The 14547-nt window shown below is 69.6% G+C and carries 15 protein-coding genes; 1 reads left to right on the plus strand and 14 read right to left on the minus strand.

What is annotated here, in order from left to right; genetic code table 11:
* Nucleotides 1–23: 23 nt before the first annotated feature.
* From folC to leuC, 12 genes are all read right to left on the minus strand, one after another.
* Nucleotides 24–1328: a bifunctional tetrahydrofolate synthase/dihydrofolate synthase gene (folC, locus tag PG2T_RS09250; protein WP_068808059.1), complete on the minus strand. Its 1305-nt coding sequence runs from the start codon at nucleotides 1326–1328 to the stop codon at nucleotides 24–26.
* Nucleotides 1325–2185 carry an acetyl-CoA carboxylase, carboxyltransferase subunit beta gene (gene accD / locus PG2T_RS09255; RefSeq protein ID WP_075968166.1) on the minus strand — a complete coding sequence of 287 codons (861 nt, stop codon included), beginning with the start codon at nucleotides 2183–2185 and terminating at the stop codon, nucleotides 1325–1327. Before accD ends, folC begins: the two co-directional genes overlap by 4 nt.
* Nucleotides 2182–3009: a tryptophan synthase subunit alpha gene (gene trpA, locus PG2T_RS09260; protein ID WP_068804457.1), complete on the minus strand. Its 828-nt coding sequence runs from the start codon at nucleotides 3007–3009 to the stop codon at nucleotides 2182–2184. Before trpA ends, accD begins: the two co-directional genes overlap by 4 nt.
* Nucleotides 3006–4217: a tryptophan synthase subunit beta gene (trpB, locus tag PG2T_RS09265; RefSeq protein ID WP_068804459.1), complete on the minus strand. Its 1212-nt coding sequence runs from the start codon at nucleotides 4215–4217 to the stop codon at nucleotides 3006–3008. Before trpB ends, trpA begins: the two co-directional genes overlap by 4 nt.
* Nucleotides 4210–4842, minus strand: a complete 633-nt coding sequence (locus PG2T_RS09270) for a phosphoribosylanthranilate isomerase (protein ID WP_068804461.1) — start codon at nucleotides 4840–4842, stop codon at nucleotides 4210–4212. The genes trpB and PG2T_RS09270 overlap by 8 nt, the downstream gene beginning before the upstream one ends.
* Before the next feature lie 3 nt (nucleotides 4843–4845).
* Nucleotides 4846–5622 carry a tRNA pseudouridine(38-40) synthase TruA gene (gene truA / locus PG2T_RS09275; protein ID WP_068804463.1) on the minus strand — a complete coding sequence of 259 codons (777 nt, stop codon included), beginning with the start codon at nucleotides 5620–5622 and terminating at the stop codon, nucleotides 4846–4848.
* Nucleotides 5623–5644: 22 nt separating this feature from the next.
* Nucleotides 5645–7276: a type IV pilus assembly protein FimV gene (locus PG2T_RS09280; RefSeq protein WP_068804465.1), complete on the minus strand. Its 1632-nt coding sequence runs from the start codon at nucleotides 7274–7276 to the stop codon at nucleotides 5645–5647.
* A gap of 82 nt (nucleotides 7277–7358) precedes the next feature.
* Complete coding sequence (locus tag PG2T_RS09285; RefSeq protein WP_068804467.1) at nucleotides 7359–8384, minus strand: aspartate-semialdehyde dehydrogenase; 1026 nt, start codon at nucleotides 8382–8384, stop codon at nucleotides 7359–7361.
* A 68-nt stretch (nucleotides 8385–8452) separates the two neighbouring features.
* Nucleotides 8453–9538, minus strand: coding sequence for a 3-isopropylmalate dehydrogenase (gene leuB, locus PG2T_RS09290; RefSeq protein ID WP_068804470.1), 1086 nt, complete (start codon nucleotides 9536–9538; stop codon nucleotides 8453–8455).
* The gene (gene leuD, locus PG2T_RS09295; protein ID WP_068804472.1) at nucleotides 9535–10194 is read right to left on the minus strand and encodes a 3-isopropylmalate dehydratase small subunit; all 660 of its coding nucleotides are present in this window, start codon (nucleotides 10192–10194) and stop codon (nucleotides 9535–9537) included. Before leuD ends, leuB begins: the two co-directional genes overlap by 4 nt.
* A gap of 3 nt (nucleotides 10195–10197) precedes the next feature.
* On the minus strand, nucleotides 10198–10323 hold the full coding sequence (locus PG2T_RS09300) for an entericidin A/B family lipoprotein (RefSeq protein ID WP_068804473.1): 126 nt from the start codon (nucleotides 10321–10323) through the stop codon (nucleotides 10198–10200).
* Nucleotides 10324–10334: 11 nt separating this feature from the next.
* On the minus strand, nucleotides 10335–11738 hold the full coding sequence (gene leuC, locus PG2T_RS09305) for a 3-isopropylmalate dehydratase large subunit (protein WP_068804475.1): 1404 nt from the start codon (nucleotides 11736–11738) through the stop codon (nucleotides 10335–10337).
* A gap of 177 nt (nucleotides 11739–11915) precedes the next feature.
* Between leuC and PG2T_RS09310 the strand changes: the two genes are divergently transcribed.
* Nucleotides 11916–12317 (plus strand): hypothetical protein, encoded by a 402-nt coding sequence (locus PG2T_RS09310; RefSeq protein ID WP_068804477.1) that lies wholly within the window; start codon nucleotides 11916–11918, stop codon nucleotides 12315–12317.
* Here PG2T_RS09310 and PG2T_RS09315 read toward each other — a convergent pair.
* Together PG2T_RS09315 and aroC are read right to left on the minus strand one after the other, a co-directional pair.
* A complete protein-coding gene (locus tag PG2T_RS09315) occupies nucleotides 12274–13455 on the minus strand; it encodes an MFS transporter (RefSeq protein ID WP_202816299.1) in 1182 nt (393 codons plus the stop codon). The genes PG2T_RS09310 and PG2T_RS09315 overlap by 44 nt on opposite strands.
* Nucleotides 13445–14545: a chorismate synthase gene (gene aroC, locus PG2T_RS09320; RefSeq protein WP_068804479.1), complete on the minus strand. Its 1101-nt coding sequence runs from the start codon at nucleotides 14543–14545 to the stop codon at nucleotides 13445–13447. The genes PG2T_RS09315 and aroC overlap by 11 nt, the downstream gene beginning before the upstream one ends.
* Between the last annotated feature and the right edge of the window lie 2 nt (nucleotides 14546–14547).

Consider the following 14547-nt stretch of genomic DNA (forward strand, 5'->3'; position numbering starts at 1 on the left):
GGATAGTCGGCAGCAGCCGCGAATTATAGCGCCGCGCCGTCAACGGCCGCCGGCAGCAGCCCGCTGCGCAGCGCCTGCTCGACAGTGACGAAGGAGCCGAACACCAGCACGCGGCCAATGCCGCCGGCTACTGCCGCGCCTTGCGCCGCCCGGCAGGCGGCCGCGACATCGGCATGGCAGGCAATCGCTTGCGACACGCCGGCGGCACGCAGCCGCGCGGCGAGTTGCTCGGCGGTGCTGCCGCGCGGCCCAGCCAAGCCGGCCAGATGCCAGCCGTCGATCGAGTCCGCAAGCGGCGCCACCACTCCCGCGGCGTCCTTGTCCCCCAACATGGCCAGCACCGCCAGCGTGCGGCCTGCAACCGGATACGCGCGCAGGTTGGCGGCCAGATTGCGGGCCGCTTCCGGGTTGTGGGCGACATCGAGCACCCACTCGGGCGCGTGGCCACGGCGCTCGAAGCGCCCGGCAACCTGAGCGGTCCGCACGCCCTGCGCGACGGCTGCGTCGTTCACCGACAGGCGGGTCTGCAGGCACCGCACGGCCAACACGGCGCTGGCGGCGTTGCGCAGCTGCACGGCGCCGGCCAGCGCCGGCATGGGAAAAATGGACGCGGCGCCGCCGGCCTGCCAGTGCCAATCCCGCTCGTCGACATGCGTTGCCGCGTAGTCCGTGCCGTAACGCATCACGGTCGCGCCCACGGCAGCGGCATACGCCGGCACGCTCGCCGGCGGGTCCGGATCGGCCACGATCAGCGGCCGACCGGGCCGGGCGATGGCGGCTTTCTCGGCACCGATGGCCTCGCGCGTGTCGCCCAGGAACTGCTGGTGATCCAGATCGACCGAGCTGATGATCGCCACGTCCGCATCGACCGCGTTGACGGCATCCAGCCGCCCGCCGAGGCCCACTTCCAGGATCAGCACTTGGCAGCCGGCGGCGGCGAACAGGTCCAGCGCCGCCAGCGTGCCCCACTCGAAGTAGGTCAGCGACACCGCCCCGCGGGCGGCGTCGATGCGCTCGAAGGCCGCGCAGATGGCGGCATCGTCCGGCAGCTGCCCGGCGATGCGGATGCGCTCGTGATAGCGCAGCAAATGCGGCGAGGTGTAGGCGCCGGTGCGGTAGCCGGCGGCGCGATAAATGGCCTCGATGAAGGCCACCGTCGAGCCCTTGCCGTTGGTGCCGGCAACGGTGATGACCGGTACGCCGGCCAGCAGCGGCGCGAGGCGCTGCAAGACCTCGCGCACGCGATCCAGGCTCAGATCGATCTTTTTCGGGTGCGCCGTTTCCTGCCAGGCCAGCCAGTCGTCGAGACGACTGAAGCGCGCGCTCACGCGGCGGCGGCTTGCCCGCACAGCATCCCGAGCAGGCGCGCGATGTGCTCGCGCAATTGCCGACGGTCAATGATCTGGTCGACCGCGCCGTGGCTGAGCAGGAACTCGCTGCGCTGGAAGCCCGGCGGCAGCACCTCGCGCACGGTCTGCTCGATCACCCGCGGGCCGGCAAAGCCGATCAGGGCATTGGGCTCGGCGATGATGACGTCCCCCAGCATGGCCAGACTGGCCGACACGCCGCCGGTGGTCGGATCGGTCAGCACCGAGATGTACGGCAGGCCGGCCTCGCCCATGCAGGCCAGCATGGCCGAGGTCTTGGCCATCTGCAGCAGGGAAAACAGGCCTTCCTGCATGCGCGCGCCGCCGGAGGAGGAAAAGCACACCAGCGGCAGGCCCTGATCCAGGCAGGCCTGGGCGCCGCGCGTGAAGCGCTCGCCGACCACCGAGCCCATGGAGCCGCCCATGAAGCGGAACTCGAAGGCCGCCGCCACCAGCGGCCGGCCCAGCAGGGCGCCCTGCATGACCACCAGCGCGTCGCGCTCGGCGGTTTCCTTCTGCGTGGCCAGCAGGCGGTCGCGGTAGCGCTTGGTGTCCTTGAACTTGTGGACGTCGACCGCTTCCAGCTCGGCGCCGATCTCGGTGCGCGGCTCGGCGTCCAGGAAGGCGTTCAGTCGTTGCCGGGCGCCGATGCGCAGGTGGTGATTGCAGCGCGGGCAGACTTCGAGGTTGTGTTCGAGCTCGGTGCGGTACAGCACCGCCTTGCACTCCGGACACTTGGCCCACAGGCCTTCGGGCACCTTCTTGGACGCACCGCTGGTGCGGATGCGGGCAGGGACCAGTCGGGTCAGCCAGTTCATCGGGTTCCTCCTGCGGCATCGATGCCGGCGCGCAGCGCACGCACCTGCTCCACGGCGCCGCTGAGCGCAGCGGGTCCGGTGATGCCGGCGGCAGCGGCGGCTTCGAGTTGTTCGATCACGGCGCTGCCGACCACCACCGCATCGGCAAAGCCGGCGATCCGCGCCGCGGCCTGCGGCGTGCGCACGCCAAAGCCGACGCCGATCGGCAGCGTGGTGTGCGCCTTGAGCGCCTCGACATGTGCCTGCACATCGGCCAGGTCCACCTGCCCGGCGCCGGTCACGCCGCGCACCGACACGTAGTACAAAAAGCCGCTCGCCTGCGCCGCCACGGCCTGCGCCCGCTCGGGCCCGCTGGTCGGCGCCAGCAGGAAGATGCTGTCCAGGCCCGCCGCCTTGAGCGCCGCCGCGTGTTCGGGTTCCTCATCGAACGGCAGGTCCACGGTCAGCACGCCATCCACGCCGGCCGTGGCCGCGGCGGCGGCAAAGCGCGCCACGCCCATCTGCTCGATCGGGTTCAGGTAGCCCATCAGCACCAGCGGCGTGGTGCGATCGGTCTGCCGGAAGGTCTGCACCATGTCCAGCACCCGGCGCAGGTCCATGCCGTGGGCCAGCGCCCGCTCCGAAGCGCGCTGGATCACCGGCCCGTCGGCCATCGGGTCCGAGAACGGCACGCCCAGTTCCAGCACGTCGGCGCCGGCCGCCACCAGGGCGTGCAGCAGGTCGACCGTCAGATCGGGATGCGGATCGCCGGCGGTGACGAAGATCACCAGCCCGGCCCGCTGCGCCTGGCGCAGGGCGGCAAAACGCTCGGCCAGGCGGCTCATACCTGAATGCCCTCGATCGTCGCCACGGTGTGGATGTCCTTGTCGCCGCGGCCTGAAAGATTCACCACGATGCTCTGGTCCGCACGCATGCCAGCCGCCAGCTTGCCGGCATAGGCCAGCGCGTGCGAGGACTCCAGCGCGGGAATGATGCCTTCGGTGCGCGTCAGGTGGTGGAAGGCCGCCAGCGCCTCGTCGTCGCCAACCGTCACGTAGCGCGCCCGACCGCAGTCATGCAGCCAGGCGTGCTCGGGGCCGACGCCGGGGTAGTCCAGGCCGGCCGAGATCGAATGCGTGCTGCCGATCTGGCCGTCCTCGTCCTGGATCAGGTAGGTTCGGTTGCCGTGCAGCACGCCGGGGCTGCCGGCGCTGATCGATGCCGCATGGTGGCCGCTGGCCAGGCCATAGCCGGCCGCCTCGACGCCGTACAGGGCGACGTCGGGGTCGTCGATGAAGGGATGAAAGATGCCGATGGCATTCGAGCCGCCGCCCACGCAGGCCACCACCGCGTCCGGCAGCCGGCCCTCGCGCTCGAGCATCTGCGTGCGCGTCTCGCGGCCGATGATGGCCTGAAAATCGCGCACCATCTGCGGGTAGGGGTGCGGCCCGGCCACGGTGCCGATGATGTAGAAGGTGTTCTCGACGTTGGCCACCCAGTCGCGAAGCGCCTCGTTGAGCGCGTCCTTCAAGGTGCGCGAGCCGCTTTCGACTGCCCGCACCTGCGCGCCCAGCAGGCGCATGCGATACACGTTGGCGCTCTGGCGGCGGATGTCCTCCGCGCCCATGTAGACCACGCACTCGACGCCCAGGCGCGCCGCCACGGTGGCGGTGGCCACGCCGTGCTGGCCGGCGCCGGTCTCGGCGATCACCCGCGTCTTGCCCATGCGCCGGGCCAGCAGGATCTGGCCGACCGTGTTGTTGATCTTGTGCGCGCCGGTGTGGTTCAGGTCCTCGCGCTTGAGGTAAATCCGCGCGCCGCCGACCTCGCGCGTCCAGCGCTGCGCCAGGTACAGCGCCGACGGCCGGCCGACGTAGTCGCGCAGATCCTGTTCCAGTTCGGCCCGAAACGCCGGATCGGCCTGCGCCGTACGGTAGGCGTCTTCGAGTTCCTGCAGCGGCCGCATCAGCGTTTCCGCCACGAAGCGTCCGCCGTAGCGGCCGAAGTAGCCGTGCGCGTCCGGCAGCATGGCGTGGCGCATTTCCTCAGCCATGCGGGCTGTCTCCTTCTCGAACCGCTTGCATGAACATTCCCATCTTTTGCGCGTCCTTGACGCCGGGCGCGCTCTCGACGCCACTGCTGACATCCACTGCCCACGGTCGCAGGCGGCGGATCGCCATCGCCACATTGCCGGCATCCAGGCCGCCGGCCAGCAGCAGCGGCCGCGGCAGACCGGCCGGCACCGCCGCCCAGTCGAAGGTCTGCCCACTGCCCCCCGGCACGCCGGACACGAAGGCGTCCAGCAGCAGGCCGGCCGCGTCGTCGTAGGGCGCCGCGGCGGCGGCCAGATCGGCACCCGGCCTGGCGTGCAGCGCCTTCAGGTAACGCCGGCCGAAACGGCGGCAGTCCGGCGCCGGCTCGGCGCCGTGAAACTGGATCAGGTCCAGCGGCACCTGCGCCAGCAGGTCGCGAATCTCGCCCTCGGCCGCGTCCACGAACAGCCCGACCACGCTCACCAGCGGCGGCAGCGCGGCGACGATGTCGCGCGCCTGGGAGGCCGTCACGTAGCGCGGACTGGCAGGGTGAAACACAAGACCGATGGCGTGCGCCCCGGCGGCAGCGGCAGCCAGGCCATCCTGCGGGCGGGTGATGCCGCAGATTTTAACGCGCGTGGGCATGGATCAGACCGGAAGCAGCGGCTGCGGCGGTTCTAGGCCGAAGTGGGGCGGGTAATGTACCGCCGCCAGGTACAGGCCGGCCGGCGGCGCCGTGCGCCCGGCCAGCGTGCGATCGCGGGTCGCCAGCAGTTCCCCGGCCCAGGCCGGCGGTCGTTTGCCGGTGCCGATGTCCAGCAGCGTGCCGACCAGGTTGCGCACCATGTGGTGCAGGAAGGCGTTGGCAACCACGTCGATCACCAGCCACGGGCCGTGGCGGGTCACATCGAGGCGCGTGATCGTGCGCCAGGGCGAGCGCGACTGGCAGGTGGCGGCCCGAAAGGCGCTGAAATCGTGCTCGCCCAGCAGCTGCCCGGCGGCGACCTGCATGGCCGGCACATCCAGCGGCCGCGGTTCCCAGGCAACGCGCTCATGGCCGACCGCCGGCGCCTGCGGGCGGTTCAGGATCAGGTAACGGTAGTGGCGCGCGATGGCGCTGAAGCGAGCGTGAAACTCATCCGGCACCGGATGCCCGCCCAGGATGCGCACATCGCCCGGCAGGCGGGTGTTGACGCCGCGCAGCCAGGCCCGCTGCGGGCGATCGCTGCGGGTATCAAAATGCACCACCTGCCCGAGCGCGTGCACGCCGGTGTCGGTGCGCCCGGCGGCGACCACCCGGATCGGCTCGTCGGCAACGCTGGACAGGGCCTTTTCGAGCACCGCCTGCACCGACGGGCTGTGCAACTGGACCTGCCAGCCGCAATAGGCGCTGCCGTCGTATTCGACGCTGAGGGCGATCCGCAAAACGGTGGCTGGCGGCCTGCCCTCAGGCGTCCAGGCGGGCCAGCAGAGCGGCAGCCTGCGCCTTCTGAGCCGGCGTGCCCGTGCGCTGGATTTCGTCGTGAATCTGCCGCGCCGACGGGCCGTCCGCCATGCCGACATAGGCCGTCAGCAGGTCGATCTGGGTGTCGACCGGATCACCGAAGCCGCCTTCCGTCGGCTCGACGACGGACGACGAGGTTTCGACCGGTACCGGTTGCGCCACTACCGGCTCGACCCACTCAACCCGGGTCGCCGGCGCTGCGGCGATCCCGGCTGAGCCCGCCGTTGGCACCGCCGCCCCGCTGGGGCTGGTCACGTCGTCGTCGAACAACGGCCTGGGCCGGATCGCCGCGGCCTTGCGCCGCCGCATCCAAAGCAGCAGACCACCCACTCCCAATGCTGCGACGGCCGCCGCCAGATAAGCGCTGGAGCCGCCATCGGCTTCGGCCGCAGCCTCAGCGGGTGCAACCGATGCTGGGACCGCGGGCGAAGCGGGTGAAGCCGGCGTTGCGGAGTCTGCCGCTCCGCCGGCAGCCGCCTGTTCGACCGGCCGATCTGCCGGTTCCGCATTCGGTTCCGCTTTCACCAGCTCGGTCAGGGTCCGGATCTGCGCCTCCATGGCGCTCATGCGTTGTTGCAGGGATTCATTCTGCTGCTGCGCCGCGTCCAGCGCTTCTTCCAGCAACTGCACACGATTGCCGGGCGCCTCGGCGTCTGACGTCGTCACCGCGGCGGCCGATTTGGCGTCCTCGCTGCGCAATACACGCACCTCGGCATCAGGCGTCGGCGCGACCTCACTCGGTGTCGGCAGCGCCGACGACGGCGCCGGCTGCTCGACCGGCGCCTGGGGCGCCGGCGCCGCGGCGACCGGTGGCGTCTGCGGCTCGGCATCGGCTACCGGTGCTCCGCGCAATGCCTGGGCATCCGGGATGCTCAGGCGGCTGCCGGCCTTCAGCCGCGCCGGGTCGCCGTCGATGAAGGCCTGCGGGTTGGCGCGCACGATGCTCGACATCACCGCGTCGAGATCCGTATCGCCGGGACGCACGCGGCGGGCAATGGCCCACAGCGTCGCGCCCGGTGGCACCGGGCCGTAGGCGGCGCCGGCCTTGGGCAGGCCGACGTTGGCGAACGGATTCGGCCGCGGTCGGGGCGCAACCCGCTCCGGAATGGGCGTGACCAGTGGCGACCAGGCGCTGGATGAAGCCGGTGTGGGCGCGACAGTCGTACCGACCGGATCGAGCAGGACGGTGTAATGGCGCGCCACCTGGCCGGTCGGGCTGACGGCCTGGATCACGAAATCGATGTAGGGTTCGCGCACCGGCTCGTGCGAGCTCACCGCAACATAGGACCGGCCATTGCTGCCAACCTTCACGGCAAACCGCAGCATCACACCGCCCAGGGCGCTGTCGATGCCCAGGCGCTGATGCACCTCGGCCGGTGCCAGGCTGATGGTCGCCAACTCCGCCTCCGCCGGGGTGGCACCAACCAGCTCGATGCGCGCATCAAGCGGCTGCCCGAGCGCCGAATCCACGCGCAGAGCGCCGAGCCCGAGCGCCTGCGCGCCCAGCGGCGCAAGCCCGAGCGGCAACAATAGTGCCGGCGCCATCACTCGCCCAAAACGCTTGCGCTTGGCCACCGAAGTTCTCCCTTTTTCAATTCCGCAGTGCGGATTTGACCATGAGGTTAGCGCAGCACGGCGGGCGCCACAAACCGCTGTCTCAGTCGCCCAGATAATCGGCGATCAGCCGCTCGGCGATCTGCACGCTGTTGGTGGCCGCGCCCTTGCGGATATTGTCGGACACCACCCACAGGTTCAGGCCGCAGGGGTGCGAGATGTCCTCCCGGATACGGCCCACGAAAACCCAATCCTGACCGGCCGCCTCGGCCGCGGTCGGATAGCCGCCCGGCACGCGCTCGTCGATCACCTGCACGCCCGGCGCCTCGGTCAGCAGCGCCCGCGCCTCGTCGGCACTGATCGGCCGCTCGAACTCCACGTGCACGACCTCGGAGTGCCCATAGAACACCGGGATGCGCACGCAGGTCGGGTTAACGTCGATGTCGGCATCGCCCAGGATCTTGCGCGTCTCCCAGACCATCTTCATCTCTTCACGGGTGTAGCCGTTGTCCTGGAAGCTGTCGATCTGCGGCAGGGCGTTGAAGGCAATCTGCTTCGGATACACCTTCGGCTCGATCGGCTTGCCGTTGAGCAGCGCCGCGGTCTGGCCGGCCAGCTCCTCGATCGCCTTCTTGCCGGTGCCGGACACCGACTGGTAGGTCGCCACGTTGATGCGCCGGATGCGCGCGGCGTCGTGCAGGGGCTTCAGGGCCACCACCATCTGGATGGTGGAGCAGTTCGGGTTGGCGATGATGCCGCGGTTGCGGTAATCGGCGATGTCGCCGGGGTTGACCTCCGGCACCACCAGCGGAATGTCATCGTCATTGCGAAAGTGCGAGGTGTTGTCGATCACCACGCAGCCGGCCTCGGCGGCGCGCGGCGCGTGCTCGGCCGACACCGACCCACCGGCCGAGAAAAGACCAATCTGGGCCTTCGAGAAATCGAACGTGGCCAGGTCCTGCACGCGCAGGCGCCGGTCGCCGCAGGTCACCATCTTGCCCACCGACCGCTCGCTGGCCAGCGCGTACAGCTCGCCGATCGGGAAATTTCGCTCGGCCAGCACTTCCAACATGGTCTCGCCGACGGCGCCGGTGGCACCGACGACCGCCACGTTGTATAGACGACTCATATCAACTCCGGTCGGGCACGCCGACAAATCTGCCCGGGATTTCGCTCGGCAGTTCCAAATTCAACAAATCAACCGCCGGCGCGCAGCGCCGCCACCACCGCATCGCCCATGGCGACGGTAGACAACACCGGCTCGCCCGCCACCGCAATGTCGGCCGTGCGCAGGCCCTGGCGCAGCACCGCGGCGACGGCGTTCTCCACGCCGTCGGCGGCGGCCGCCTCACCCAGGCTGTAGCGCAGCAGCATGGCCACCGACAGCAGGGTCGCCAGCGGATTGGCCTTCTGCTGGCCGGCGATGTCCGGCGCCGAACCGTGCACCGGCTCGTACATGCCAAAGCCGGTCTGGTTCAGCGAGGCCGACGGCAGCATGCCGATCGAGCCGGTCAGCATGGCCGCACAGTCGGACAGGATGTCGCCGAACAGGTTCTCGGTGACCACCACGTCGAACTGCTTCGGCGCCCGCACCAGCTGCATGGCGGCGTTGTCGACGTACATGTGGCTCAGGTCCACGTCCGGGTACTCGCTGCCCAGGCGGATCATCACCTCGCGCCACAGCTGGCTGGTTTCCAGCACGTTGGCCTTGTCCACAGAGCACAGGCGATGGCCGCGGCGGCGGGCGATGTCGAAGCCGGTGCGCCCGATGCGTTCGATCTCGGCCTCGCTGTAGACCATGGTGTTGCGGCCTTCACGGCTGCCGTCGGGCAGGGTGCCGACGCCGCGCGGCTCGCCAAAATAAATGCCGCCGGTCAGCTCGCGGATGATGACGATGTCCAGGCCCGCCACCACCTCCGGCTTCAGGGTCGAGGCACCGGCCAGTTCCGGGAACAGCAGCGCCGGGCGCAGGTTGGCGTACAGGCCAAGTGCCTTGCGGATGCCCAGCAGCCCCCGCTCCGGACGCAGGTGCGCCGGCCCCACGTCCCACTTGGCGCCACCGACCGCGCCCAGCAGCACGGCGTCGGCGTCGCGCGCCAAGGCCAGTGTTTCGTCCGGCAGCGGCGTACCGGTGGCATCGATGGCGCAGCCGCCCAGCAAGCCGCGCGAGAAGGTGAATTCAAGCGCGTACTTTTCGGCCACCGCCGCCAGCAGTTTTTCGCCCTCCGCGACGATCTCCGGACCGATGCCGTCGCCCGGCAGCAGCAGGATGCGATAACTCATCGGCCTGCTCCGGCGCGATCGGGGAACAGCCACGGCGCCTCGACGACGCGTCGGGCTTCGTAGGCGCGAATGGCATCGGCGTGGCCCAGAGTCAGGGCGATGTCGTCCAGGCCGTTCAGCAACCGGTGGCGGCGATCAGCATCGATGTCGAAGTCGAACACCTCGCCCCCTGGCGTGCGCACTTGCTGCGCCTCCAGGTCCACGCTCAGGCGATAACCGGTGGTGGCAGCCTCCTGCGCAAACAGCCGCTCGATCACGTCTTCGGCCAGCGTGACCGGCAGCAGGCCGTTCTTGAAACAGTTGTTGTAGAAAATCTCGGCGAAGCTGGGCGCGATCACCGCGCGGATGCCGTACCCGACCAGCGCCCACACGGCGTGCTCGCGGCTGGACCCGCAGCCGAAGTTGCGCCGCGCCAGCAGTATCTGCGCACCGGCGTACTGCGGCTGGTTGAGCACGAAATCCGGGTTCAGCGGCCGCCCGGAGCAATCCTGCCCCGGCTCGCCATGGTCCAGATAGCGCCATTCGTCGAACAGGTTCGGCCCGAAGCCGCTGCGCTTGACCGACTTCAGGAACTGCTTCGGAATGATGGCGTCGGTGTCGACGTTGGCCCGGTCGATCGGCAGCACCAGGCCGGTCAGGTAAGTGAACCGGTCCATGCGCTACTTCGCAGACTTCTCGATCGCTTCCCCGCCTTCCTGAACGTCCTTGCCAAAACCGGCCATGGTGTTGCAGGCGGCCAGCGACAGCAACAGCCCCGCAGCCAACAGTAACTTCACGCAGTTCATGCTCGTCTCCTTCATAGTTGCCTCACATCCACGAAATGACCGGCGACGGCCGCCGCGGCCGCCATCGCCGGGCTGACCAGATGCGTGCGCCCGCCCTGGCCCTGTCGGCCCTCGAAATTTCGGTTCGAGGTCGATGCACAGCGCTCGCCGGGCTCCAGGCGGTCGGCATTCATGGCCAGACACATGGAGCAACCGGCCTCGCGCCACTCGAAACCGGCGGCGCGAAAGATTTCGTCAAGGCCCTCGGCCTCGGCCTGGCGCTTGACCAGGCCGGAGCCCGGCACGGCGAGCGCCAGGCGCACATTGCCGGCCACCTTGCGGCCTTTGAGCACCGCCGCGGCGGCGCGAAAATCCTCGATGCGACCGTTGGTGCAGGAGCCGATGAACACCTTGTCGATGGCGATATCCGCCAGCGGCGTGCCGGCCTTCAGATCCATGTAGCTGAGCGCCAGGCGCATGCCCTCGGCGCGGGCCGGATCGGTTTCCGCGGCCGGGTCCGGTACACGGCCATCGACCGGCAACACCATCTCCGGCGAGGTGCCCCAGGTCACCTGCGGCACCAGGCTGGCAGCGTCGATTTCAACCACCCGGTCGAAGCGCGCATCCGGATCGGACACCAGCTCCCGCCAGGCGGACGCCGCGCGCTCGAACAGCTCGCCCTGCGGCGCGAACGGCCGGCCACGGACATAGTCGATAGTGGTGTCGTCGACCGCCACCAGGCCGACACGGGCACCGGCCTCGATGGCCATGTTGCACAGCGTCATGCGCCCTTCCATGGACAGCGCGCGCACCGCCTCGCCGCCAAACTCGATGGCATAGCCGGTGCCGCCGGCGGTGCCGATGGCGCCGATGATGGCCAGGATCAGGTCCTTGGCGTACACGTGCGGACCCAGCCGGCCATCGACCCGCACCAGCATGTTCCGTGACTTGCGCTGCGGCAGGGTCTGCGTGGCCAGCGTGTGCTCGACCTCGGAGGTGCCGATGCCGTAGGCCAGCGCCGCAAACGCCCCATGCGTGGCGGTGTGCGAGTCGCCGCACACCACGGTCATGCCCGGCAGGGTGGCGCCCTGCTCCGGGCCGATGATGTGCACCACGCCCTGGCGCGGATCGTTCATGCGAAATTCGGTGATGCCGAAGGTGTCGCAGTTGCGGTCGAGCGTATCGACCTGCTCGCGCGACACCGGGTCGGCAATGCCCACACTGCGGTCAGTGGTCGGCACGTTGTGATCGGCCACCGCCAGATTGGCCACCACCCGCCACGGCTTGCGGCCGGACAGCGCCAAGCCCTCGAAGGCCTGCGGCGAGGTCACCTCGTGAATCAGGTGGCGATCGATGTACAGCAGCACCGAGCCGTCCGGCTCGGTGTACACCACGTGGGAATCCCACAGTTTGTCGTATAGGGTCTTGCCGGCCATGGCACTTACCGTGTGTTGCGCAATGAAGCTCGTGTGCCCGCGGCGGGCTGGTTTAAAGTCCGCGCGCAGTGGACCGCCGGCCGCTCGACAAGCGCTGGGGCCACTCCCAGAATAGCGCCGCCGTTCGGGGCTGGTCCCGCACGCATCTGACTCAGGACGATCAGGCCGGGCTGTGCCATGACCTTTCGCGAACTCGCCATCTGGCTCGAAAACCAGCTGGGCACATGCCACCTGCTGGTGAACCGAGCGGCCAAGGAGCCGGCCGATCTGCTGCTGGCCACGGGGCTGCACGACCGACTGCTGAACGAGCTGATGCGGGCAGTATACAAAAGCAACCGCTGCTACCACATCCGGGCGGCCATCCAGGCCGGTCCGACACTGGCCGCCCTGCAGCCGGTGCGCGAAAGAATCCTGGATCAGCCGACCACCGACCTGTCAACGGTGCGGTTTCTGGATGCCGTCGACAGCGCCGTGCGGGCCGCGTTCGGGCTGTCACAGGTCCGGCGCGCCGGACCGGACGACGGCCCGGGCCAAATCATCCCGCTGCCGAGTTGGCGACGCCTGAAACAGGCCGGCTGAGCCAGGCCCACAACGCGGCCGCGAGCAGCGCGGTCAGCGCCGCCAGTTCGTACACCCGCACTGCGCCGGCCGAATCCCACAAAAAGCCGCTCACCACGCCGCCCAGCGCCCCGCCGCCGCCCATGCACAGGCCGCTGTAGAGCGCCTGTCCGCGCCCCTGCAGGGCAGCCGGAAAGAAGCGCTGCACCTGCGCCAGCGCCGCCACATGAAAGGCGCCGAAGGTGGCCGCGTGCAGTATCTGCGCCGGCAGAAGCCAGGCGAGACTGCCGGCGCCGTGACCGATCAGCAGCCAGCGCAGGGCTGCCAGCAACAGGCTGGCCATGAAAACGCGCGAGGCGCCAATACGCGGCAGCAGCCGGGCCAGCGCCAGGAACACCCCGACCTCGGCCACCACCCCCAGCGCCCACAGGGCCCCGACCATGCTGCGCGTGTAGCCCTGGTCCTCCAGCAGGATCGAGAAAAACCCGTAGTACGGCCCGTGGCTGGCCTGCATCAGAAACGCCGCCACCAGAAAGCCCAGCGCCGCCGGGCTGCGAAGGGCGCCGCGCAGTGAAGCTTTAGCCTGCACGGCCGGTGGGCCGGGCCGGTCCGGCACCAGCAGGCTGCTGATGAGCGTCCCGGCCATGGTCGCCAGCAACACCAGCAGCAGGGTGTCGAGGCCCGCGCGCTCCAGCAGCCAGCCGCCGCCCAGCACCACGCCGATGAAGCCGACCGAGCCCCACAGCCGGATACGTCCGTACAGATTGCCGGTGCTGCCCAGGTGTCTGAGCGTGACGATCTCGAACTGCGGCAGGGCGGCGTTCCAGAAAAAACCGAACGCGGCCGTGACCAGCGCCACCTGCCAGAAGCCCCGCGCCACGAACATGCCGCAGAAAATGACCGTCATCAGCGCCGCCGCCAGGCGCACCACGACGATGCGCCGCGGCATGCGATCGCCCACCCAGGCGCTGGCCCAGGGGGCGAGGATGCGCGTCAGTGTGCCGACCGCCATCAGCTGACCGATCTCCAGCGCGCTCATGCCGCGCCCGCGCAGGAACACCGTCCAGTACGGCACCATCGCGCCCAGGATGGCGAAGTAGCACAGGTAAAAGGCCGACAGCCGCCAGTAGGGCAGCGCCGGCCGCGCCTCAGTCGTCAACCGCGCCGGGGATGATCGGGGTCACCGACGCCACGCCCGCGTTTTGCGCCTGCTGGCGCAGCAGGTGGTCCATCAGCACCAGTGCCAGCATGGCCTCGGCAATCGGCACCGCACGGATGCCCACGCACGGATCGTGGCGGCCGGTGGTGACGATGTCGGTGTCTGCGCCGTGCAGGTCGACCGTGCGGCCCGGCAGGCGGATGCTGGAGGTAGGCTTCAGTGCCAGGCTGACGCGGATGTCCTGGCCGCTGGAGATGCCGCCCAGGATGCCGCCGGCGCGGTTGCTCAAAAATCCGGCCGAGCTGATTTCGTCGCGGTGCTCGCTGCCCTTTTGCGTGACCACGTCGAAGCCGGCGCCGATCTCGACGCCCTTGACGGCGTTGATGCCCATCATGGCGTGGGCGATGTCGGCATCCAGGCGGTCGAACACCGGCTCACCCAAGCCCGGTGGCACGCCGCTGGCGATCACGTTCACGCGCGCGCCGACCGAGTCGCCGTCGCGGCGCAGCTGCGTGATGAGCGCTTCCAGCTGCGGCACGCGCGCGGGGTCCGCACAGAAAAACGGATTCTCGTGCACTGCCGCCCAGTCGTTCAGGCTCAGCGTGATGTCGCCCATCTGCGCCAGATAGCCGCGAATCAGAATGCCCCGACCCGCCAGAAACTTGCGCGCCACGGCGCCCGCCGCCACCCGCGCTGCGGTCTCGCGGGCCGACGAGCGGCCGCCGCCGCGGTAATCGCGCAGGCCGAATTTCTGCTGATACGTGTAATCGGCGTGACCGGGCCGGAACTTGTCCTTGATGGCCGCGTAATCGCGCGAGCGCTGATCGGTGTTGCGGATCAGCAGGCCGATGGGCGTGCCGGTGGTCAAACCCTCGAACACGCCCGACAGAATTTCGACCTGGTCCGCTTCCTGACGCTGGGTGGTGAAGCGTGACGTGCCCGGCCGGCGCCGGTCCAGGTCGGGCTGGATGTCGGCCTCGGTCAGCGGCAGGCCCGGCGGGCAGCCGTCGATGACGGCGCCCAGCGCCGGCCCGTGGCTCTCACCGAAGGTAGTGACGATAAACAGTCGACCGAAGCTGTTGCCGGACATGC

The organism is Immundisolibacter cernigliae (genome assembly GCF_001697225.1).
Classification (GTDB): domain Bacteria; phylum Pseudomonadota; class Gammaproteobacteria; order Immundisolibacterales; family Immundisolibacteraceae; genus Immundisolibacter; species Immundisolibacter cernigliae.